Below are 18,970 nucleotides of genomic sequence, written 5' to 3' on the forward strand. Positions count from 1 at the left end.
GCAGCTCCTTCCGGTGTTAATTGGGGATTTGCGCCAGGGGGGGCAAGGGATGGAATGCCCAGGCATTGGGCACGAAGGCATCCAGCCCGCCGCGCACCAAGGACCAGCGGATCGGCGCGCCGATGGGGATGTAGATCGCTTCCTGCAGCATTTGCGCCTCCGCCTGCTCCATGATCTGCGCCATCGGCAGTTCGGACCGGCCCCTGACCGCAGCTGCGATCATGTCGTCCGCCTCGGGTGAGCAGACACCGCGATCGAGGTCGCAATGAAACTGGTTCAGATACCAGCGGGGCCCGGCGAAGCGCGCCGTCCGGTCCACCAGTACGATCTCCGCACTGGCACGGCGTTCCTCGCGCACGAGGTCCAGGCCCAGCGGCCGCCACTGGGCATCGAGTTCCGCGAACAGGCGATCGTTTCCCGGCCCTGCGGGGAGGTAAATGGTGACGCGCGCCGCGTCTTCGCCCAGCTGCGACACCAGCGATGCGATGCGCCGCCCGGCTTCCGAACGGCGTTCCTCCAGCGAGAATTGCGTCCAGCGTTCCGGCACATTGGCATCGCCATAGAGCGCCGGGGGCACGATGCGTGCGGTCGGGCTCCAGCCGGCGATGCCGAAGGGTTCGATCAGCGCATCGCGGTCCAGCGCCAGCGACAGGGCGTCACGGCCTTCCGGCGTCGAGAGCACGCCGTTCGTGCGAACCACCTGCAGGCCGAAGAGCCCGATGGCGGGATCGATACGCAGGGCACCGCGCGAAAGCGGACCGGGATCGGCCAGCGGCCAGAAATCCAGCCGCCCGCCGGTGACAAGGTCGCTCTGTCCGTCGAAGAAACCGGCAATGGCATCCTCGGCGGAAGCGGAGGAAAGCGCGACAGGGCGAAAATCCTGCGCCCAGTCCTCGTCTTCCGGCAAGCCGCGGCTGGAGGGCGAACGCATGGCGAGGTCGACCGTCCCCTCGCCGCCGTCCTCCATCATCATCGGGCCAAGGCCCTGCCGATTGGTGCGCAGGGCGAGTTCCGGCTGGGCGAGGACCTGGAGGAGGTTGGGCATGGGCGCGGAGAGCCGCAGTTCGACCACGCGGCCTGCCATGGCACGAACTTCCGCCACCGGCGCCAGGTCCAGGGCGAGCGACGTGCCTTCCAGCCCCGAAATCGCGCGTCTGAGCGAAGCGGCGGCCGTGCGCCCGTCAATGGCCGTGCCGTCGGGCCAGCGGGCATTGCGAAGACGGAAGATGTAGGACCGCCCATCGTCGGTGACGATCCAGCTGTCCGCCAGTCCGGGGATAACCTCGCCGCCGGCATCGAAGGTGACCAGGCCACTTGCCGTGGCGGCCCGGGCCAGTTGCGCGCCCGGTGCCAGCCGCAGGCCGGAATTGGTCAGGTCCTGCCCCTCGCCCGCCAGGACGACGCGCACAATTCCGTCATCGCTGCCTGAGCAGGCTGCGACCAGCAGGGTCAGTCCGGCAAGGAAGGATCGGGCGATTCCGCGCATGGCCGGCACCCTATGCGGATGCGGGGTCCAGCGGAAGAGTCAGATCTTGCGGATACGCGAATCGTCCTTTGCCACGCCAACCGGGCGTACAAAGCGCGGCGTGTCGGAATTGCCGGTGTTCGCTTCCATGGTCGCGCGTGCGAGTTGCGGATCGATTTCCTCGGCAAAGGCGATGCCGAACCGTTCGCCCTGGATCCAGGCGATGGAGCCTTCGACTTCGCCGATATTGCGCAGGACCACGGTAACAGGCGTGCCGCGCAGGACACGTGCATCGGCCGTTTCGGCCATCATCCCGCCAGCAGAAAGGTTGCGGACCTTCACGCGGAAGACCTGGTCCCCGCCATCCACGCGCACTTCTGCCAATAGGAAGAGGCTGTCGCGCTTGACCTGCCGTGTATCGACGTTGCTCATCAATCTCTCACCGTTCACGAATGGCGCGCAGCAGCCGGACCTTATCCCTGCCTTTGCGCACAAGAATTCATAACGCGGTGAATGCGCCGGGTCGGTTATCCAAAGCTTAATATCCACCGCCGCGATGGCAGTGTGTCCCGATCTGGGTCAGTCGTCGCGGGAGATCTTCTCGCGGCGTTCATGTGCGGACTGGGCTTCCACCGTCATGGTGGCGATGGGCCGGGCAATCAGGCGATTGATGCCGATGGGCTCGCCCGTCTTGTCGCACCAGCCGTATTCGTCTGCGTCGATGCGGCGCAGGGCGGAATCGATCTTACCGATCAGCTTGCGCTGGCGATCGCGGGTGCGAAGTTCGATCCCCCAATCGGTTTCGCTGGAGGCCCGGTCATTCAAATCGGCTTCGCGGATCGGACCGTCCTGCAGGTTCTGAAGCGTGTTTTCGGCTGCGGTCAGGATGGACTTCTTCCATTCCAGGAGCACGACGCGGAAATAGTTCAGCTGCTTGTCCGACATGTACTCCTCGTCTTCCGAGGGCGTGTAATCGGCGGCGAGCGCACGCTTCGCCTTTGCAAGAATATCGATATCGTCGCCCAGCACAGAGGCCATCAACGCAGTACTCCCAAGCATCCAGCCGCCGCGCCTTGTCCCCGCAATTGGCTTTGGTCGGCGGGGCGGCATCCGGTCGGTGCGGCGGGCCTATAAAGACGCATGGTGACAGGCACAAGACGCGAAGTCCCCACGACCCTGCCGCGCCGATCCCTGCCCGTTGCCTGCCCGATGGTGAAAGGGGCGTTAACCATTTCTTGACCTCGATGGGGTGAAACCGGTGATGCAAGAGCCTTCCGGCAGGGGATCGGGAGGCCAAGACAGGGACTTGGGGATATGGAACTGGTATCGATCGCAGCGTTCGAAGACGCCAAGAAAGCGGCCCGCAAGGCTGGTGACCAGCTGATTGCGAAATGCCTGGGGGCAGCGCAGGCCGGCGACACCAACGCCTGGTACGACCTGGGCGTTGCCTTCTCCACCGGAAGCCACGGCGTCGAATGCGACCTGGTCGAAGCACATATGTGGTTCAACCTTGCCGCTTCGAAGGGTCACGAGGAAGCCGCATGGTGCCGGGCCGATATCTCCGACGAGATGACCGCCCGCGAAATCGGCGAAGCCCAGCGCCGCGCCCGCGAATGGCTTGCCAGCAGCGCACGCCGCGTCGCCTGAGCGCCTAACTTTTCCGGAAGGGCGTGCGCTCGTCCAGGAAGACACGGTCGATGGAGATGCCTTCGCGTTCCCGCTGAAGGAAATCCGCCACCGCGCGCCGGAAGCCCGGATCGCGAATATAATGCGCCGATGCCGTTTCGACCGGCTCATATCCGCGCGCAAGCTTGTGCCCGCCCTGCGCACCAGCCTCCACCCGGCCCAGCCCGCGCGAAATCGCGGCATCGATGGCCTGGTAGTAACACAGCTCGAAATGCAGGAAGCGGCGGTCTTCCACGCATCCCCAATATCGCCCGTATAGCGCGTCCGGCCCGATGAAATTCAGCGCGCCCGCAATGGGCACATCGCCGTCGAAGGCCATGACCAGCAGCAATTGTTCGCCCATCCGCTCGCCCAGCAGGCTGAAGGCCTCGCGCGTCAGGTAGGGGCTGCCCCATTTGCGCGCGCCGGTGTCCTGGTAGAAAATCCAGAACGCATCCCAGTGCCGCTCCTCGATTTCCGCGCCCGTCAAGTGGCGCACGGTGATGCCCTCCACGGCCCGGCTCCGCTCCTTGCGAAGGTCCTTGCGCTTGCGGCTGGTCAGGTCCGCCAGGAAGCCCTCGAAATCGGCATAGTCGCGGTTGCGCCAGTGGAACTGGATGTCACGGCGAGACAGCCATCCGGCCTTTTCGAACAGGCTGCGCTGGCCTTCTTCTATGAAGGTCGCATGGGCGGAAGAAAGCGGCTGGCGCTCGCATAGCCGCTCGGCCGCGTGAAGCAGAGCCAGGGCATAATTCTCGTCTTCGGCCAGGATGCGCGGCCCGGTGGCCGGCGTGAAGGGCGCGGCGATCTGCAGCTTGGGATAATAGTCGCCCCCTGCCCGCTCGTAAGCATCGGCCCAGGCGTGATCGAACACGAACTCGCCCTGGCTGTGGCCCTTCAGATATGCGGGCAGGGCTGCGAGCAGGCGGCCCGCGTGATCCTCGATCACCAGCGGCACGCTTTGCCAGCCGGTGCCGGGCCCGAGACTGCCGGAATCCTCCAGCGCGGTGAGGAAAGCGTGGCGCATGAAGGGGTTGCCGCCTGCCAATGCGTCCCACTGCGCGCCGTCCAGCGAACCGACCGACGGCGCTATGCGCACGGAGATGGAGGAGTCGGCCATGACAGCCAATGTAGGCGCCGCGCGGCGTTAAACGACCCCCGGACCTTCCGCTATCGGCGAATCGGCGTTGGCGTGCGCCGTCTCGCGTGTTTCCGCGCTGCGCACGGTCCATGTCAGCACCGGCACCCCCAGCGAGCGTTTCCGCGCGGCAAAGCTGCTGGGCAGGTCGCGCACGTCATAGGCCAGGAACTGCGCGCGCGAATGGCGCCATGCGAGGTGGCGGCGCACCAAGCCGGCGAAGCCCCGCGCGCCCTCTTCCGTGACCACGAGGCCGCGCAAGACGCGGTGCGCGTGGCGGGCAAACCAGCGCGGGGCACGCGGATCGAAGCTCATTACCGCGGCCGGTCCGGAATAGCCGCGCAGGCAGTCCGCCACGCTCTGGCAGCTGCGCGCCACGTCATAGCCCTGCCGCGACTTGATCTCGATCAGCAGGGGCGTGCGGCCCGCAACCAGCTCCAGCAACTCCGACAACGTGGGCGGATGGGCCTTCGTGCCCAGCAGCGACAGCTGCCGCAGCTCCTGCGCGCTGCGCGCAGCCGTAAGCCCCTTCTCGCCCGTCAGCCGCTCCAGCTCCCAGTCATGGAAGACCATCGCCGCATCATCGGCGCTGCGCTGGATGTCGCATTCAATGCCCATGCCGCGCTCCATGGCTGCGGCGAAGGCGGGGAGGGAGTTTTCCGGGACCCCGGGCCCATGCAGCCCGCGATGCGCGAACTGCGTGCCGAAAAGCCAGTCTGCGGGCACGCCGGGCCGTTCGCTTCCGGGCCTATTCGCCTGCGAGCGCGACGATGGCGTCCACTTCGACAGCAGCGCCGAGCGGCAGGCACGGTACGCCCACTGCGGCGCGGGCATGGCGCCCCTGCTCGCCGAACACGTCATACATCAGGTCCGATGCGCCGTTCGCGACCTTGGGCTGGTCCGTGAAATCGGGCGTGGAATTGACGAAGGCACCAAGCTTCACGATGCGGTCCACCCGGTCGAGCGGGATCAGCGCGGCCTTCAGCTGCGCCAGGATCATCAGCCCGCAGGCGCGCGCCGCTTCCATGCCTTCCTCCAGCGAGACATCCTCGCCCAGCCGGCCGGTCGCCAGCTTGCCATCCACGAACGGCAGCTGGCCGGAGACATGCGCGAAGCCGCCGGCCACCACCACGGGAACGTAGCTTGCGACGGGCGCGGCCGCCTCGGGCAGCACGATGCCAAGTTCGGTCAGGCGGGCTTCGATGCTCATGTGCTCTCTCCAAGTAATGTCTTCTCGATCCAGGGCAGTGCCTCCGCCCAGCGGTCGATCCGGGCATGGGCATCGCCTGCCTCATAAGCGCAGGGGATGTGCGGCGCGACACTGGGTTCCCCGCACAGGTGCAGGCGGTGGATATGGCCAATCTCTTGGCGGGCGCTGGCGTGGTGGACAGCCAGATCGTCGATGAAGACAGCGCGCGATGGCTCATGCTCGGCCAGGATGCGGGCCAGCGCGGCGCCCTTCGGGCCCTGGTTGGTATACACCTTGGTTTCGAAGCCCAGGGCAGCCAGCTGCCGGGTGCGCGCCTCGTTGCGGGAATGGTTGAGGTTGGTCAGCACCACCACATCCGCGTCGCCCTGCAGCTTCGCCATCGCCTCCAGCGCGCCTTCGATCGGCGTCTGCGTGCCCATTTCGGTGTCGAAGAAGCCGCCCAGCATCTCCCACACTTCCGCCTCGGTCAGCGTGCTGCCGTCGGGGCGGGACATGGATTGGATGAAGGGATTGCCCTCCAGCGCGAAATCGATGCCATGCTCGCGTCCCAGCCAGTCGCGGAAGGGGCGGACCATGTGCAGCAGCACTTCGTCGCAATCGGTTATGACCAGAGGGCGCTTCATCGATCGATCCTTTCGCGGGCGGCGGGGATTGCCGCAGGCTCCACGCCCATTGCAGCAGCGGCAGCCAGCAGGTCAGGCTCGTGCGCCATCAGGAAATCCAGGATCGCGCCCTGCACTGCAGCCGTATCCAGCCGGGTGCGCAAGTCGTCCGGCGTCAGGCCGGTCAGGTCCAGCAGCCGCTGGGCACGCCGCTCCTCCTCAAGCGCCCATGCGAGCGCCTGCAAGGCGAGCTGCGCGGGATCGGCGGAAGCGTCAGCTGGTCGATTGGCGATTGTCACAAAAGGTCCAAGCGTTTACCAAGATCACAAGTTATCCACCGCGCGGGGCATTCGTCCCTGCGGGCGGGAGGGGGCAGCAAATGACGCAGCGCATCCTCGTTGTCGAGGACAACGACCTCAATCGCAAACTTTTCTGCGACGTCCTGAAAGCCGGGGGTTTCGCCGTCGAACCCGTAGCAGAGGGCGGTGAAGCAATCGAACGCGCCCGCGCCTTTGTCCCCAACCTGGTGATCATGGATATCCAGCTGCAGGACGTGTCAGGCCTGGACCTGATTGCCAGCCTGAAAGGCGATTCGAATCTGCGGGACATCCCGGTGCTCGCCGTGACCGCATATGCCGGCAAGGGTGACGAGGAACGGATCCGCGATACCGGCGCGGAAGGCTATCTTTCCAAGCCGGTGAGCATCGGCCCCTTCATGACCGCAGTGCGCGGCCTGCTGACCCCCGATCCGGCCGCAAGCGCCGCCAATCCGGCACACGTCTGAGGGCCGCTTCACGCGCCTTGCATCACCCGCAAACTTGACAAGACCCCGCCCGCCCCGCTTTTGCGGGCGGGTCAAACGCTAAACGCCCGAAAGGCCAGCCATGGACCGCGCCCAAATCGACGCCAAGATCCGCGAACTGATCGAACCCTTCAACAAGAAGGAGGTGGCGATCACCGAAGAGACGACCTTTGCCGGCGACCTGGAATTTGACAGCCTGACCGTCATGGATTTCGTCGCTGCGATCGAGGATGAGTTCGACATCATCATCTCCATGAACCAGCAGGCGGAGATCGAGAATTACGGCCAGCTCGTCGATGCGGTCGAAAAGATGGTGACCACGTGAGCGAGGGTATTTCGCAGCCGGACCAGCCGGTGGAGCGCGAAGGCGACGGGCAGGACCTGTTCAGCAAGTTCGACCCGCTGATCCAGCAGCGCCATGACCTGCTGTCGGCCGGGCTGACCGATCCCTTCAGCCTGGTGATGGAAAAGGTGCTCTCCCCCACCCGCGCCATCTGCAACGGGCGCGACACCATCCTGCTGGGCACTTACAATTACATGGGCATGACCTTCGATCCGGACGTGATCGAGGCGGGCAAGGATGCGCTCGACAATTTCGGCAGCGGCACCACGGGCAGCCGCGTGCTCAACGGGACATACCAGGGCCATAAGGAGTGCGAGGACGCGCTGCGGGAATTTTACGGCATGGACCATGCCATGGTGTTCTCCACCGGCTACCAGGCGAACCTCGGCATCATCTCCACCATCGCGGGCAAGGGCGACTACGTCGTGCTCGACATCGATTCGCACGCCTCGATCTACGATGGCTGCGCGATGGGGAATGCGGAGATCGTGCCCTTCAAGCACAATGACATCGAAGCGATGGAAAAGCGCCTGAAGCGCATTCCTGAAGGCGCCGGCAAGCTGGTGGTGCTGGAAGGCGTCTATTCCATGCTGGGCGACGTCGCCCCGCTGGCGGAGATGGTCCGCATCGCCAAGTCGCACGGCGCCATGGTGCTGGTGGACGAGGCGCATTCCATGGGCTTCATCGGTGAGAACGGCCGCGGCGTGTGCGAGGCGGCCGGTATCATGGACCAGTGCGATTTCATCATCGGCACCTTCTCGAAAAGCGTGGGCACGGTGGGCGGCTTCTGCGTCTCCAACCACCCGAAGTTCGAGATCATGCGGCTGGTCTGCCGCCCTTACGTCTTCACCGCCAGCCTGCCGCCCAGCGTCGTCGCCACCGCCGCCACCAGCATCCGCAAGCTGATGCACGGCGGCAACAAGCGCGCGCACCTCTGGGAAAATTCCAAGCGCCTGCATGGCGGCCTGAAGGATCTGGGCTTCAAGCTGGGCACCGAAGAGCCGCAGAGCGCCATCGTCGCCGTCATCATGCCGGACCTGGAACAGGGCGCGGCCATGTGGGAGGCGCTGCTGCACGAAGGGCTGTACGTGAACCTCGCGCGTCCGCCGGCCACGCCGGCCAACATGACGTTGCTGCGCTGTTCGCTGTGCGCCGAGCATTCCGAAGAGGAAGTCGGCACCATCCTGGGCATGTTCGAGCGTGCCGGGAAGGCCGTGGGCATCATCTGACGCGGATCCGTCGGCGGAACCGTGAGTGGCCTTCACCCGTCTCCCTGACAAAGGAGACGACACCATGAAGACCACAAATTCAGGCAGCGCGACTTACGAAGGCCTCGGCAAGGGCGGGAAAGGCCATGTGTCCACCGGCTCCGGCGCACTGTCCGCCCAGCCCTATGGATTCCAGACCCGTTTCGAAGATGAAGCCGGCACCAATCCCGAAGAACTGATCGCCGCGGCACATGCCAGCTGCTTCACCATGGCGCTCAGCTTCAAGCTGGCCGAGGCGGGGCATGAGGACGGTTCCATCACGACCAGCTGCGAAGTGACGCTGGAGAAGGACGATGGCGGCTTCACCGTCACCAAGTCCGCGCTTTCAACCAAGGCCAAGGTGCCCGGGCTCGACAAGGCGAAGTTCGAGGAGCTGGCGGGCGAGGCGAAGACCGGTTGCCCGATCTCCAAGCTGCTGCACACCGAGATTACGCTGACGACGCAATTCGAAGGCTGACCTTCGCGGCCAGCAATGAAGCGGCGGGGTGCGAACAGGCGCCCCGCCCTTCTTGCGTCAGCCGCCCAGGCCCAGGCTTTCGTAAGTAGCCCCGGCGCATTTGTCGGCCGGATCCTCACCGCCGCTGCCGACCTGCGTCAGCACGATGATGCCGCCCACCACCAGCGCGACGAAGGCGATGGTGACGAGGCCTAGGTACTTCTCGATGAAGGTCTTGATGGGCGCGCCGAACACGCGGAACAGCACGCCGACGGTGAAGAAGATCATGCCCCGCCCCACGATGCTGGCGAGCACGAAGGTGACCAGGTTCATGCCTACGAAGCCCGATGCGATGGTCAGCAGCTTGAAGGGTACGGGCGTTGCGCCCGCAATCAGGATCGCCTCGAAATCGAACTCGCGCAAATAACAGGCGGCGGTGGGGAAGCTTTCGGTCATGCCCAGCAGGCCGACCAGCTGGCGGCCCACGCTGTCCCACAGTCCCCAGCCGATGGCATAACCCAGCAGCCCGCCCGCAACGGAGGCCAGCGTGGCGATCACGCCGAAGCGGATCGCTTTTTTCGGTTCGGCCAGGCACATCAGGCCTAGCAGTGGGTGCGGCGGGATGGGGAAGAAGCTGGCTTCCACGAAGCAGAACAGCGCCAGCCAGCCCTGCGCATGGGGATGCGCGGCCTTTTCCATCACCCAGTCGTACAAGGCGCGAAGCCAGCGGCTTACCATTGATCCGTCCCACCCGTCATTGCGAGCGACCGACAGGTCGCGCGGCAATCCATCATTCAGTCCCTGCAAGAACGCGCCGTGGATCGCCGCGTCGCTGCGCTCCTCGCAATGACGAGGAAATGGGCGATTACGCGAGCGACCTGCCCCCTGCAAGTCCAGCGAAATAACCTATCTGGCACATTTTTATTGACATCGTCACGATCTTTGGTTAGAGAAACGGAACATCGCGATAGACCGATTCGAAAGGGCGGCGCTCCAGGAGGGGCGGCCGCCCTTATCGCGTCCGGTTTCGCAGGCATTTTCCGGGGGTCGTGACATGGGGAAAAACAGGAAAGAGAAGGGCGCCGTCCAGCTGTCCAATTGGGAAGCGGACTTCCTTACCGCCCTGGCTGCGGGCGAAACGGTTGCTGCGGCGTGCCGCCTGGTCGTCATCGATCCGAGCACTGCCTATTACCGGCGCAATCATCATGCGCATTTCGCCGCACAATGGGAGAAAGCGATCAAGTCCGCCGAGCCGGCGAAACAGCGGGCGACCAGGCGGGCGCAATGGAAGGACCAATTCCTCGAAGCTCTGGCATCCACATCGAACGTGACCAAATCGGCCGAAGCGGCAATGATACCGGTGGCAACGGCATACAAGGAACGGCGCACCAACCGGGATTTCGCACGCCAGTGGCTGGAAGCGCTGCAGGAGGGTTATGCTCACCTGGAGCTCGAAACGCTGGAGCGGTTGCGGCACGGTGTCCCGGCGAACAGCAACAAGTTCGACATCGCCAACGCCCTGCGGCTGCTGACCCTGCACAAGGACACGGTGGCCAAGGAACGCGCCCGCCACACGATGAAGGACGAGGACGAGATCCTGCTGGGGATCGAGCGCAAGATCGACCGGCTGCGCGCCCGTGAGCGCGAGGGGCAGAAACTGCTGGCGGACCTTTCGCAGGCGGAAAGCCCGGATGCTTGAGCCGGACCGGCGGCGTTTCCTGCTCGACCTGGACGACCTGACAACGCAGGAAAAGCGCAAGGTGCTGAAGCACTTCTCCGACAGTGAGCAGGAACGCTTCGACACGCACTGGCGGCTGTGGGCGCGGCCCGAACAGATGCCGCCTGCGCATGACGACTGGCACACCTGGCTGGTCTGCGCCGGGCGCGGCTTCGGCAAGACACGCGCCGGGGCGGAATGGGTGCGCAAGGTGGCGCGCGGCGACGGCGATGCCCGCATCGCGCTGGTCGGCGCATCGCTGGCCGAAGCGCGCAGCGTGATGGTGGAAGGGGAAAGCGGCGTGCTCGCCTGCTGCCCGCAGTGGGAGCGGCCCGCCTTCTCGCCCTCGCTCGGGCGGCTGGAATGGCCCAATGGCGCGCAGGCGCAGCTCTATTCCGCTGCCGAACCGGAAGGCCTGCGCGGCCCGCAATTCAGCCACGCCTGGTGTGACGAGATCGGCAAGTGGACGCTGGCCGGGGACCGGGCGCAGCGGGCGTGGGACAATCTCGTCATGGCCATCAGGCTGGGCGAGCGGCCGCAACTGGTGGCCACCACCACGCCGCGCGCCGTGCCGCTGGTGAAGGACCTGTTCACCCGCGCCGATACGGACCGGCAGATCGTTGTGACGCGCGGATCGACTTACGACAACGTGGCCAACCTGCCGCAGCGCTTCGTCAATTCGGTGCGCCGCCGCTACGCCAGGAGCGCGCTTGGACGGCAGGAACTGGACGGCGAATTGCTGACCGATGTCGAGGGCGCATTGTGGAACCGCGCTCTGCTGGAACAGTGCCGCGAGGACGTGCCGAGCGAGCCTTGCACGCGCATCGTCGTGGGCGTGGACCCGCCCGCCAGCGCCAATGGCGATGCCTGCGGTATCGTGGTGTGCGGCGTGACGGAAAGCGGCGTGGGCAAGGTGCTGTCCGATGCCAGCATCGCGAAGCCCAGCCCCGAACGCTGGGCCAGGGCCGTCGCCCGCGCGGCGCGCGCCTGGAACGCGGACCGCGTAGTGGCGGAGGCAAACCAGGGCGGCGCGATGGTGGCGAGCGTTCTGCGCGCGGCGGAATACAGCCTGCCGCTGAAACTGGTCCACGCCAGCCGCGGCAAGGTCGCCCGCGCAGAGCCGGTCGCCGCGCTCTACGAAGCGGGCCGCGTGCGTCACGCGCAATGCTTCCCGAAGCTGGAAGACGAACTCTGCGGCCTGATGAGCGGCGGCGACTACCGCGGCCCGGGGCGGTCACCGGACAGGGCGGACGCACTGGTCTGGGCGCTGACGGAACTGATGCTGAGCCGCAGCGGCAGGCCGCGGGTCAGCGGGTTTTAAAAGAAGCAGCGGGACCCCCGATCAAGTCCGGACCGACGTTGAACTGAAAAATTGCCGTCACCCCGGCCCCAGAGCCGGGGTCCCGCTTCCTTCATGGCGCTAAGTCAGAAGATCGAAGAGATCGTCCCAGTCCGGGTTAGCCTTTTCAATCAGATCGAACTTCCACACGCGCCGCCACTTCTTGATGCGCTTCTCGTGCGCGATGCACTCATCGATCGTGTTGCCTCGCTCCACCCAAACAAGGCGTGTGAGTCCGTATTTTTTGCAGAATTCCGAACCCCGGCCCTCGCGGTGCTGGGTAACCCGAGCCGCGAGGTCGGATGTGACACCGACATAGAGCGTGCCGCGATAACGGTCCGCCATGATGTAGCACCAGCCGCCCTGTTTTTCGCGATCCATCCGTTATTTCCAAAGGAAGCGGGACCCCGGGTCAAGCCCGGGGTGACGCAGAGATTTGGAATATCCGTCAGCCCGCCCCCCGAGCCGGGGTCCCGCTTCCTCCCAATCGGAGAATCCCATGTCCATCCTTGAAAACCTGCGCTCCGCCTTCAAGGGCGGGGCGGGATCGCGTGTGCCGCTTGCACGCGGATATGCCTCGCCCTGGCAGTGGGCGCACGAGACGGGCGGCGCGACACCGCCCTACGATTATCGCCATGCCATCCGGCGGGCCTATCTCGACAATCCGGTGGCGCAGCGCGCGGCGCGGATCGTGGCCGAGGGCGTGGGCAGCGCCCCGCTGGTAGAGACCGACACCCGCGCCCTCGCGCTGGTCCAAGCGACGAGTGCGGGGCAGTCGCTGCTGGAAACGCTCGCCGCGCAGCTGCTGCTTCACGGCAATGCCTTCGTACAGGTCAGCCGCGACGCCGCCGGGCATCCGGTGGAGCTGTTTGCGCTGCGGCCGGAGCGCGTCTCCATCGTGCCGGACGAGAATGGCTGGCCGTCCGCCTTCCGTTACAAGGTGGGGGACCGCGAGCTGGTGCTGGGCGCCGAGGATGCCGATGGCTGGCCGCAGGTCATCCATCTGAAGCACTTCCACCCGGCGGACGACCATTACGGCGCAGGCGCGCTTTCGGCCGCCGACCAGGCGGTGGCGATTCACAACGCTGCCGCGCGCTGGAACCGGGCGCTGCTGGAGAACGCGGCGCGGCCTTCCGGGGCGCTGGTCTACGACACGGGCGACGGCGCGACGCTGACGCCCGACCAGTTCGAGCGGCTGAAGGCGGAACTCAGCCAGGCCTATGCCGGCAGCGGCAATGCCGGGCGGCCCATGTTGCTGGAGGGCGGGCTCAGCTGGCAGGCCATGTCGCTGTCGCCCGCAGACATGGATTTCGCCGAGCTGAAAGCGGCCGCCGCGCGCGACATTGCGCTGGCGCTGGGCGTGCCGCCCATGCTGCTCGGCCTCCCGGGCGACAACACCTATTCCAATTACCGCGAGGCGAACCGCGCCCTCTGGCGCCTGACGCTGCTGCCCATGGCGGGCAAGATCCTGGGCGGGCTGGCCGAAGGGTTGGCAGGCCATTTCCCCGATCTCGACCTGCGCGTCGATCTCGACCACGTGCCCGCGCTGGCGGAGGACCGGGAGAAATTGTGGGCACAGGTGAGCGGGGCCGACTTCCTCTCGCCAGCCGAGAAACGCGCCATGCTGGGCCTCGCGCCCCAAGCCGAAGGAGACGCCGAATGAACCGTGAAGACATGCTGGCGAGGCTGATCTCGCAGGCCGCTAGTGAGGGGACGGACCTCGTCACCCTTCGCGCCATCGTGGAGGAATCGAGCGAGCTCGGCGCAAACCGCGTGCTATCCCGCCTCGGCCTCGCCGACGAAGGCGCCTGCGAGGACCTCGACGAATTGCGCGACCTGCTGGGGGCCTGGCGCGCCGCCAAGGCCAGCGCCTGGAAGGCCGCGATCGAGTGGGCCGTGCGCGGCGTGATGGCGCTGCTGCTGATCGGCATTGCCGTGCGGCTCGGCGTGCCGGGGATGCTGCGATGACCCCGGATCGGGTCCGGGGCAGGAGCGATACGATGCGTATCGCCGGATACGCTGCGCTGTTCGATGTGCCGGATGCCGGGCGCGACACCATCCGCCGCGGCGCCTTTGCCCGCACGCTGAGCGAGCAGCGCAGCATCCCCCTCTACTGGCAGCACAAGCCGGAGCAGCGCATCGGCTGGGTCCGCACCGCCCGCGAGGACGAGCGCGGCCTGCGCGTGGTGGCGGAGATCGACAATCCGCAAGGCCGCGCCGCACAGATGCTGCGCCAGCGCGCGGTCAACGGCCTCAGCTTCGGCTACCGGGCGCGCGGCTTCCACCGCTCAGCACAAGGGCGCGTGCTGGAGGATATCGACCTGTTCGAAGTCAGCCTCGTCACCCATCCCCTGCAACACGGATCGCGCGTGCACTTGGTTGCATAGACTGTCTCATGCAGCCGCCTCCGCGGCTGGGTCCTCCCGGCTACTCCCTCCCCCCGGATCAAGTCCGGGGTCCGGGGCCGGTCCGGGCGGCCGGTCGGCCTTGCGGTCGACTGGTCGTCGACCCGGCTCAGCTGGGACCTTGGACGGCCCGCAGAAGCGGGCCGCAAGCGCGACCGCGCGCCCGCAGGTGCCCCGAAGCCCAAATCTACTTGGGCGGAGGGAGCGGCACCGAGGATGCTCGCACGGAGGTGCGAGCGAAACACAAGCATTCTCCCCCCGAAGAAAGGTGAATACCCCATGGAAATGACCCCCAATACCGCCGCCGCTGCGGACACCGTGCTGGACGACAGCTTCGACATCGTCGCCCGGCAGGACCGCGCGGAGGAGTCGATCGTCTCGCTGCGCTCCGACGTGGACGAGGTGAAGGCCCGCGTGGACAAGATCGGCCGCGCGGCTGCCCGCCCGGCTCTGGCCACCTCTCCCGCCGCCAGCACCGAAGTGAAGGGCTTCGTCGATGGCTATCTTCGCAATGGCCGCGAGACCGAGGTGAAGTCGCTGAGCGCCACCACCCCGGCGGATGGCGGCTATGCCGTCCCGCGCGAAATCGATGCCGCCATCAGTGCGGAGCTGAAGGAAATCAGCCCGATCCGCGCCCTCGCGCAGGTCGTCCAGGTCGGCAGCGCAGGCTATCGCAAGCTGGTGAGCACCGGCGGAACGGCCAGCGGCTGGGTGTCCGAAACGGCATCGCGGCCCGATACCGACACGCCGCAGTTCGCCGAAATCGCCCCGCCCTTCGGCGAGCTTTACGCCAACCCGGCCGCGAGCCAGGCCATGCTGGACGATGCCGGTTTCGATATCGAGGCCTGGCTGGCGAGCGAAATCGCGATGGAATTCGCCCGCGCGGAAGGGGCAGCCTTCGTGTCCGGCACGGGCGCGGACCAGCCGCTCGGCTTCCTGTCCTCGCCCGTCTCCATGGCCGGTGACGCGGTGCGCCCCTTCGGAAGTCTGCAGTATATCGGCAGCGGCGATGCGAACGGCTTCGACACCAATCCGGAAAGCCGCCTGATCGACCTCGTGCACACGATGAAGGCCGGCCACCGGCAGGGCGCGAGCTGGGTGATGAACTCCTCCACCCTGTCCGAAGTGCGCAAGTTGAAGACGGCCGATGGCGCGTTCCTGTGGCAGCCGGGCCTGGTCGAAGGGCAGCCGGACCGCCTGCTGGGTTACCCGGTGGTGGAAGCGGAAGACATGCCGGATGTTGGCGCGGGCGCTTTCCCCATCGCCTTCGGCAACTTCCGCGCCGGTTACCTGATCGCGGAACGCAGCGCCACACAGGTGCTGCGCGATCCCTTCACCAACAAGCCCTTCGTCCACTTCTACGCCACCAAGCGCGTGGGCGGCCAGGTGCTCGATAGCGCGGCGATCAAGCTGCTGAAGATCGAGGAATAAGGCATCTTTGTTAGCCTCAAGCGCCGGCGGCTGCGTCCGCAGCCTTGGCTAGCGCGCTAACCGCGCGACGGGCGGTCGCCCTTTGGCTGCCGCGACCAGGAACCCTCAAAAGATTCTGGACGCGCAAGTTCGGTCCGCCGCAGGTGGACCGCAAGGGCGACCGCCCGCCCGCAGGTGCCCCGCAGCGAAGCGGAGGGAACAGCACCGAGGACGCAGCCGCGGACGCGACTGCATGAAACAAGTGGACAATTTTATGAACCGCACGATCCTGGTGCCCCCCGCTCCGGCGGATGCGGCGCTGCGCGAGCTGAAGGATTGGCTCGCCATCACCAACACTGCCGAGGACGCGCTACTGACTGGCCTGATCGGCGCGGCGCTGGAGGCCTGCGAAGGCTTCACCGGCTCGCTTCCCCTGGAGGCGACCTGCGAGGAAATCCTGCCCGCAGGCGGCGGCTGGCGCGGACTGACCACCCGGCCCGTCCAGGCCGTGCTGGGCATGGAAGGCATTCCGGCGGAGGGTTCGCGCTTCAGCTTCGCACCTGACGCATTCGAGGCCGACCTCGATGCTCATGGCGGCGCGCATGTCCGGATCATACGGCAGGGCGCGGCGGGCCGCATCGCGGTGCGCTTCATCGCCGGTCTCGCCGCTGATTGGGACTCGCTGCCCGACGCGCTGCGCCACGGCGTGGTGCGCCTTGCGGCGGAGCTTTATCGCCAGCGGGACGAGAGCCGGGCCTCGGCCAATCCGCCCAGCGCCGTGGCTGCCCTGTGGCGGCCCTGGCGGCGGCTGAGGGTGGCCTGATGCTGCAGGCGAAAACGCGCGATGGTGCGCTGGCAAGCCAGCTGGCTGCGAAGGCCCGCCAGATGGCGAGGGCGCATACTGCGAACCGCCTGCTGTCCCGCCGGGCAGATCCGCTGCGCTGGCGCAAACCCGGCCTGCTTTGGCCGCATTTTTGATTTCGCCCTCAAACGCCGGGCGCGGTCCGTCCGGACCGCTTGGCTTCGCGGCATAAGCCGCGACGGCCGGTCGGCCTTGCGGTGCGCATGCGCGCACCGAACTTCGCCAGGAGCAAAGTATGGAAACCCTCCTCCGCGCCGCACTCATCGACTGGTTGCGCGCCGATCCCGCGCTTGCCGCAACGCTTAATTCCGTCACGGAAGAGGCGCCAACGCGTGCGAGCCATCCCTGGCTTGCCATCGCCGCCAGCGCCTCCGCCGACTGGAGCACCAAGAACCGGCGCGGGCGCGAAGTTCGCGTGGCGCTGGAGCTGCATTGCCGGGGCGACGATCCCGCCACCGCCGCAGAGCTTGTCCGCGCCATAGAGCTGCGCGTGGAAGGCCTGCCGCGTGATCACCCCGGCCTTACCATCGTCACGACGCAGTTCCTGCGTGCCCGGGCCGAGCAACGCCCCGGCAACATCCGCGCCATGCTGATGGAATACCGCTTCCGATTGCTTGAAAACTGACATTGCTCGTCACCCCGGCCCCCGAGCCGGGGTCCCGCTGCCTTCCAGTGCAGCTTCGGAACGAGCGGGACCCCGGATCAAGTCCGGGGTGACGAAAATTTCTAGGCCATTCTGTTCGCACAACCGCCCTCCCCTCCTCTGACTTGGAGGAGGGCCCAACACCCTCACATTCTTTCGGAGACATACCATGCCAGCCCAGAAAGGTGCCGCCTTCCTCCTCAAGATCGGCGATGGAGCCGAGCCGCCAGCCTTCGAAACCGTCGCGGGCCTGCGCACCACGCAGATGTCCATCAATGGCGACACCGTGGTCGTCACGCACAAGGAATCGGGCGGCTGGCGAGAGCTGCTGTCCGGCGCGGGCACGCGGTCCGTCTCCGTCAGTGCGGCGGGCATCTTCCTCGGCAGCCAGGCCGAAGGTTCGATCCGCGCACATGCGCTGGCCGGAACCATCGACGATTACGAGCTGAGCTTCGAGGATGGCGAGCGCCTGCGCGGCCGCTTCCTTGTCCAGCGGCTCGATTACGCCGGGGATTTCAACGGCGAGCGCAGTTACACCATGCAGCTGGAAAGCTCCGGCCCCGTGGTGCCCGCTTGAGCGGCGCCAATCCCCTGCGCGGTGAAGCCTCACTGGATATCGGCGGCGAGCTGCGTGTCCTGCGCCCGACCTTTACCGCGCTCGTCGCGGCGGAGGACGAGCTTGGCCCGCTGTTTGCGCTGGTCGAGCGCGCCGGCGAGGGCCGCCTGAAAATCGCCGAACTGGAAGCCCTGTTCTGGCATTGCCTGGTGGACCGTGAGGACATCACCCGCGCCGAGATGGGCGAGGCGGTGATGCGCGCCGGGCTGGCCGGATGCGCGGCGCCCCTGCGCGCGCTGCTGGGGCAGATCCTGAAAGGCGCCTGATGACAGGCACTTTCTCCGACGCGGCGCAGCGGCTGGCAGGCCTGGTGCCGCGCGCGCTGGGCTGGACGCCCGACCAGTTCTGGGCCGCCACGCCGGAAGAGCTGGCGGCAATCTTTTCGAACGAAACGCACGCCGCGCCGGACCAGCCACTGGACCGCGCAGGGCTGCAGGCAATGCTGGAGCGCGAACGCCATGGATGATGAACTGGAAACGCTGATGGTGGACGTGCGGGCGAGCACGGACGGCTTCAGATCCGATATCGAGGGGCTGCGCAGCACGATCGACAGCTCGCTGGTCGATGGCTTTGCCCGCGCCGGCAATGTGCTGGAGCGCGGCCTGCTGGGCGCAATCCGCCGCGGCACGCTGGGCTTCGACGATCTGAAGCGCGTGGCGCTCGACACACTGAACGAGATTGCCGCGCAGGCGCTGAAGAGCGGCATCGGCAATCTGTTCGGCGGTGGCCCGGCCACCAGCGGCAGCGGCGGCCTCGGCGGACTGCTGACGGGCGCACTGGGCGCCATCTTCGGCCTTCCGGGGCGCGCGACCGGCGGCCCCGTCTCGCCCGGCCAGGCTTACCTTGTGGGCGAGCGCGGGCCGGAAATGTTCGTGCCCACCAGCGCGGGCCGGGTCGAAACCGGACAGGGCGGCTCGGGCACAGGCGCGCGCGATGTGCGCGTCGCCATCCAGATCGCCGCGCCGCGCGGGAGCAGCGCGCCGCGCTCGCTCGAACGCTCCGGCCGGCAGGTCGCGGCGCAGGTCCGCAACGCCTTGCGGCAGGTTTGA

Annotated in this window: 28 protein-coding genes; 18 read left to right on the forward strand and 10 right to left on the reverse strand. The window is 66.7% G+C overall.

Going from position 1 to position 18,970, the window contains the following annotated elements; translation table 11 throughout:
• Positions 1-16: 16 nt before the first annotated feature.
• The 3 genes from A6F65_RS01215 to dksA all read right to left on the reverse strand — a co-directional run bounded on the left by A6F65_RS01215 (position 17) and on the right by dksA (position 2,503).
• On the reverse strand, positions 17-1,486 hold the full coding sequence (locus tag A6F65_RS01215) for an ABC transporter substrate-binding protein (protein WP_067784937.1): 1,470 nt from the start codon (positions 1,484-1,486) through the stop codon (positions 17-19).
• Between the two features lie 39 nt (positions 1,487-1,525).
• Complete coding sequence (locus A6F65_RS01220) at positions 1,526-1,897, reverse strand: PilZ domain-containing protein (RefSeq protein WP_067784939.1); 372 nt, start codon at positions 1,895-1,897, stop codon at positions 1,526-1,528.
• A gap of 147 nt (positions 1,898-2,044) precedes the next feature.
• A complete protein-coding gene (gene dksA / locus A6F65_RS01225) occupies positions 2,045-2,503 on the reverse strand; it encodes an RNA polymerase-binding protein DksA (RefSeq protein ID WP_067784941.1) in 459 nt (152 codons plus the stop codon).
• 276 nt (positions 2,504-2,779) lie between these two features.
• On the opposite strand from dksA, the gene A6F65_RS01230 reads away from it, so the two are divergent.
• Positions 2,780-3,112 (forward strand): SEL1-like repeat protein, encoded by a 333-nt coding sequence (locus A6F65_RS01230; RefSeq protein ID WP_067784944.1) that lies wholly within the window; start codon positions 2,780-2,782, stop codon positions 3,110-3,112.
• Between the two features lie 4 nt (positions 3,113-3,116).
• Here A6F65_RS01230 and A6F65_RS01235 read toward each other — a convergent pair whose 3' ends face one another.
• From A6F65_RS01235 to A6F65_RS01255, 5 genes are read right to left on the reverse strand one after another with little or no spacing between them, the layout of a single operon-like run.
• The gene (locus A6F65_RS01235; protein ID WP_067784947.1) at positions 3,117-4,250 is read right to left on the reverse strand and encodes a GNAT family N-acetyltransferase; all 1,134 of its coding nucleotides are present in this window, start codon (positions 4,248-4,250) and stop codon (positions 3,117-3,119) included.
• A 27-nt stretch (positions 4,251-4,277) separates the two neighbouring features.
• Positions 4,278-4,994 (reverse strand): glycerophosphodiester phosphodiesterase family protein, encoded by a 717-nt coding sequence (locus tag A6F65_RS01240; protein WP_067784950.1) that lies wholly within the window; start codon positions 4,992-4,994, stop codon positions 4,278-4,280.
• 22 nt (positions 4,995-5,016) lie between these two features.
• Entirely contained in the window at positions 5,017-5,478 is a 462-nt protein-coding gene (locus A6F65_RS01245; protein WP_067784953.1) for a RidA family protein, read from the reverse strand.
• The gene (locus A6F65_RS01250; protein WP_067784956.1) at positions 5,475-6,101 is read right to left on the reverse strand and encodes an HAD family hydrolase; all 627 of its coding nucleotides are present in this window, start codon (positions 6,099-6,101) and stop codon (positions 5,475-5,477) included. Before A6F65_RS01250 ends, A6F65_RS01245 begins: the two co-directional genes overlap by 4 nt.
• The gene (locus tag A6F65_RS01255; RefSeq protein WP_067784959.1) at positions 6,098-6,379 is read right to left on the reverse strand and encodes a DUF3572 family protein; all 282 of its coding nucleotides are present in this window, start codon (positions 6,377-6,379) and stop codon (positions 6,098-6,100) included. Before A6F65_RS01255 ends, A6F65_RS01250 begins: the two co-directional genes overlap by 4 nt.
• An 80-nt stretch (positions 6,380-6,459) precedes the next feature.
• On the opposite strand from A6F65_RS01255, the gene A6F65_RS01260 reads away from it, so the two are divergent.
• From A6F65_RS01260 to A6F65_RS01275, 4 genes are all read left to right on the forward strand, one after another.
• Positions 6,460-6,864 (forward strand): response regulator, encoded by a 405-nt coding sequence (locus A6F65_RS01260; RefSeq protein ID WP_067784961.1) that lies wholly within the window; start codon positions 6,460-6,462, stop codon positions 6,862-6,864.
• 100 nt (positions 6,865-6,964) lie between these two features.
• Positions 6,965-7,207, forward strand: coding sequence for an acyl carrier protein (locus tag A6F65_RS01265; protein ID WP_067784963.1), 243 nt, complete (start codon positions 6,965-6,967; stop codon positions 7,205-7,207).
• The gene (gene spt, locus A6F65_RS01270) at positions 7,204-8,454 is read left to right on the forward strand and encodes a serine palmitoyltransferase (protein ID WP_083989138.1); all 1,251 of its coding nucleotides are present in this window, start codon (positions 7,204-7,206) and stop codon (positions 8,452-8,454) included. Before A6F65_RS01265 ends, spt begins: the two co-directional genes overlap by 4 nt.
• Positions 8,455-8,518: 64 nt before the next feature.
• Positions 8,519-8,950 carry an OsmC family protein gene (locus tag A6F65_RS01275; RefSeq protein WP_067784971.1) on the forward strand — a complete coding sequence of 144 codons (432 nt, stop codon included), beginning with the start codon at positions 8,519-8,521 and terminating at the stop codon, positions 8,948-8,950.
• A 57-nt stretch (positions 8,951-9,007) separates the two neighbouring features.
• Here the strand turns inward: A6F65_RS01275 and A6F65_RS01280 are convergent, their stop codons facing one another.
• Positions 9,008-9,667, reverse strand: a complete 660-nt coding sequence (locus A6F65_RS01280; RefSeq protein WP_067784974.1) for a YqaA family protein — start codon at positions 9,665-9,667, stop codon at positions 9,008-9,010.
• A 316-nt stretch (positions 9,668-9,983) separates the two neighbouring features.
• Between A6F65_RS01280 and A6F65_RS01285 the strand changes: the two genes are divergently transcribed.
• Both A6F65_RS01285 and A6F65_RS01290 read left to right on the forward strand, forming a co-directional pair.
• Positions 9,984-10,628: a hypothetical protein gene (locus tag A6F65_RS01285; RefSeq protein ID WP_157093009.1), complete on the forward strand. Its 645-nt coding sequence runs from the start codon at positions 9,984-9,986 to the stop codon at positions 10,626-10,628.
• Entirely contained in the window at positions 10,621-11,967 is a 1,347-nt protein-coding gene (locus A6F65_RS01290) for a DNA-packaging protein (RefSeq protein ID WP_067784979.1), read from the forward strand. Before A6F65_RS01285 ends, A6F65_RS01290 begins: the two co-directional genes overlap by 8 nt.
• Positions 11,968-12,066: 99 nt before the next feature.
• Here A6F65_RS01290 and A6F65_RS01295 read toward each other — a convergent pair whose 3' ends face one another.
• Positions 12,067-12,366 carry a GIY-YIG nuclease family protein gene (locus A6F65_RS01295; RefSeq protein ID WP_067784984.1) on the reverse strand — a complete coding sequence of 100 codons (300 nt, stop codon included), beginning with the start codon at positions 12,364-12,366 and terminating at the stop codon, positions 12,067-12,069.
• 118 nt (positions 12,367-12,484) lie between these two features.
• Here A6F65_RS01295 and A6F65_RS01300 point away from each other — a divergent pair, with 118 nt between their 5' ends.
• The 11 genes from A6F65_RS01300 (at position 12,485) to A6F65_RS01345 (ending at position 18,970) form a co-directional block, all read left to right on the forward strand.
• Entirely contained in the window at positions 12,485-13,648 is a 1,164-nt protein-coding gene (locus A6F65_RS01300) for a phage portal protein (RefSeq protein WP_067784986.1), read from the forward strand.
• Positions 13,645-13,953, forward strand: coding sequence for a DUF6127 family protein (locus A6F65_RS01305; RefSeq protein WP_067784988.1), 309 nt, complete (start codon positions 13,645-13,647; stop codon positions 13,951-13,953). Before A6F65_RS01300 ends, A6F65_RS01305 begins: the two co-directional genes overlap by 4 nt.
• A gap of 32 nt (positions 13,954-13,985) precedes the next feature.
• Positions 13,986-14,372, forward strand: a complete 387-nt coding sequence (locus tag A6F65_RS01310) for an HK97 family phage prohead protease (protein WP_067789687.1) — start codon at positions 13,986-13,988, stop codon at positions 14,370-14,372.
• Positions 14,373-14,669: 297 nt separating this feature from the next.
• On the forward strand, positions 14,670-15,821 hold the full coding sequence (locus tag A6F65_RS01315) for a phage major capsid protein (protein WP_067784991.1): 1,152 nt from the start codon (positions 14,670-14,672) through the stop codon (positions 15,819-15,821).
• A gap of 253 nt (positions 15,822-16,074) precedes the next feature.
• A complete protein-coding gene (locus A6F65_RS01320) occupies positions 16,075-16,623 on the forward strand; it encodes a head-tail connector protein (RefSeq protein ID WP_067784994.1) in 549 nt (182 codons plus the stop codon).
• Positions 16,623-16,778, forward strand: coding sequence for a hypothetical protein (locus A6F65_RS12795; protein ID WP_157093010.1), 156 nt, complete (start codon positions 16,623-16,625; stop codon positions 16,776-16,778). The genes A6F65_RS01320 and A6F65_RS12795 overlap by 1 nt, the downstream gene beginning before the upstream one ends.
• A 119-nt stretch (positions 16,779-16,897) precedes the next feature.
• Positions 16,898-17,287, forward strand: a complete 390-nt coding sequence (locus A6F65_RS01325) for a DUF3168 domain-containing protein (protein WP_067784997.1) — start codon at positions 16,898-16,900, stop codon at positions 17,285-17,287.
• A 187-nt stretch (positions 17,288-17,474) separates the two neighbouring features.
• The gene (locus tag A6F65_RS01330; RefSeq protein ID WP_067785000.1) at positions 17,475-17,882 is read left to right on the forward strand and encodes a phage major tail protein, TP901-1 family; all 408 of its coding nucleotides are present in this window, start codon (positions 17,475-17,477) and stop codon (positions 17,880-17,882) included.
• Positions 17,879-18,187, forward strand: a complete 309-nt coding sequence (locus tag A6F65_RS01335; RefSeq protein ID WP_067785003.1) for a gene transfer agent family protein — start codon at positions 17,879-17,881, stop codon at positions 18,185-18,187. Before A6F65_RS01330 ends, A6F65_RS01335 begins: the two co-directional genes overlap by 4 nt.
• Positions 18,187-18,387 carry a phage tail assembly chaperone gene (locus tag A6F65_RS01340; protein ID WP_067785006.1) on the forward strand — a complete coding sequence of 67 codons (201 nt, stop codon included), beginning with the start codon at positions 18,187-18,189 and terminating at the stop codon, positions 18,385-18,387. The genes A6F65_RS01335 and A6F65_RS01340 overlap by 1 nt, the downstream gene beginning before the upstream one ends.
• Complete coding sequence (locus A6F65_RS01345; RefSeq protein WP_067785009.1) at positions 18,380-18,970, forward strand: tail tape measure protein; 591 nt, start codon at positions 18,380-18,382, stop codon at positions 18,968-18,970. The genes A6F65_RS01340 and A6F65_RS01345 overlap by 8 nt, the downstream gene beginning before the upstream one ends.

The sequence above is a fragment of the Paraurantiacibacter namhicola genome (genome assembly GCF_001687545.1).
Classification (GTDB): domain Bacteria; phylum Pseudomonadota; class Alphaproteobacteria; order Sphingomonadales; family Sphingomonadaceae; genus Paraurantiacibacter; species Paraurantiacibacter namhicola.

Bases quoted from the DNA above. Each gene is read 5' to 3' on its own strand.
- A6F65_RS01245 (WP_067784953.1), bottom strand. From the start codon at position 5,478: ATGAGCATCGAAGCCCGCCTGACCGAACTTGGCATCGTGCTGCCCGAG.
- A6F65_RS01325 (WP_067784997.1), top strand. From the start codon at position 16,898: ATGGAAACCCTCCTCCGCGCCGCACTCATCGACTGGTTGCGCGCCGAT.
- A6F65_RS01340 (WP_067785006.1), top strand. From the start codon at position 18,187: ATGACAGGCACTTTCTCCGACGCGGCGCAGCGGCTGGCAGGCCTGGTG.
- A6F65_RS01235 (WP_067784947.1), bottom strand. From the start codon at position 4,250: ATGGCCGACTCCTCCATCTCCGTGCGCATAGCGCCGTCGGTCGGTTCG.
- A6F65_RS01215 (WP_067784937.1), bottom strand. From the start codon at position 1,486: ATGCGCGGAATCGCCCGATCCTTCCTTGCCGGACTGACCCTGCTGGTC.
- A6F65_RS01315 (WP_067784991.1), top strand. From the start codon at position 14,670: ATGGAAATGACCCCCAATACCGCCGCCGCTGCGGACACCGTGCTGGAC.
- A6F65_RS01250 (WP_067784956.1), bottom strand. From the start codon at position 6,101: ATGAAGCGCCCTCTGGTCATAACCGATTGCGACGAAGTGCTGCTGCAC.
- A6F65_RS01300 (WP_067784986.1), top strand. From the start codon at position 12,485: ATGTCCATCCTTGAAAACCTGCGCTCCGCCTTCAAGGGCGGGGCGGGA.
- A6F65_RS01330 (WP_067785000.1), top strand. From the start codon at position 17,475: ATGCCAGCCCAGAAAGGTGCCGCCTTCCTCCTCAAGATCGGCGATGGA.
- A6F65_RS01285 (WP_157093009.1), top strand. From the start codon at position 9,984: ATGGGGAAAAACAGGAAAGAGAAGGGCGCCGTCCAGCTGTCCAATTGG.
- A6F65_RS01290 (WP_067784979.1), top strand. From the start codon at position 10,621: ATGCTTGAGCCGGACCGGCGGCGTTTCCTGCTCGACCTGGACGACCTG.
- A6F65_RS12795 (WP_157093010.1), top strand. From the start codon at position 16,623: ATGCTGCAGGCGAAAACGCGCGATGGTGCGCTGGCAAGCCAGCTGGCT.
- A6F65_RS01260 (WP_067784961.1), top strand. From the start codon at position 6,460: ATGACGCAGCGCATCCTCGTTGTCGAGGACAACGACCTCAATCGCAAA.
- A6F65_RS01345 (WP_067785009.1), top strand. From the start codon at position 18,380: ATGGATGATGAACTGGAAACGCTGATGGTGGACGTGCGGGCGAGCACG.
- A6F65_RS01295 (WP_067784984.1), bottom strand. From the start codon at position 12,366: ATGGATCGCGAAAAACAGGGCGGCTGGTGCTACATCATGGCGGACCGT.
- A6F65_RS01310 (WP_067789687.1), top strand. From the start codon at position 13,986: ATGCGTATCGCCGGATACGCTGCGCTGTTCGATGTGCCGGATGCCGGG.
- dksA (WP_067784941.1), bottom strand. From the start codon at position 2,503: ATGGCCTCTGTGCTGGGCGACGATATCGATATTCTTGCAAAGGCGAAG.
- A6F65_RS01220 (WP_067784939.1), bottom strand. From the start codon at position 1,897: ATGAGCAACGTCGATACACGGCAGGTCAAGCGCGACAGCCTCTTCCTA.
- A6F65_RS01275 (WP_067784971.1), top strand. From the start codon at position 8,519: ATGAAGACCACAAATTCAGGCAGCGCGACTTACGAAGGCCTCGGCAAG.
- A6F65_RS01305 (WP_067784988.1), top strand. From the start codon at position 13,645: ATGAACCGTGAAGACATGCTGGCGAGGCTGATCTCGCAGGCCGCTAGT.
- A6F65_RS01265 (WP_067784963.1), top strand. From the start codon at position 6,965: ATGGACCGCGCCCAAATCGACGCCAAGATCCGCGAACTGATCGAACCC.
- A6F65_RS01320 (WP_067784994.1), top strand. From the start codon at position 16,075: ATGAACCGCACGATCCTGGTGCCCCCCGCTCCGGCGGATGCGGCGCTG.
- A6F65_RS01280 (WP_067784974.1), bottom strand. From the start codon at position 9,667: ATGGTAAGCCGCTGGCTTCGCGCCTTGTACGACTGGGTGATGGAAAAG.
- A6F65_RS01230 (WP_067784944.1), top strand. From the start codon at position 2,780: ATGGAACTGGTATCGATCGCAGCGTTCGAAGACGCCAAGAAAGCGGCC.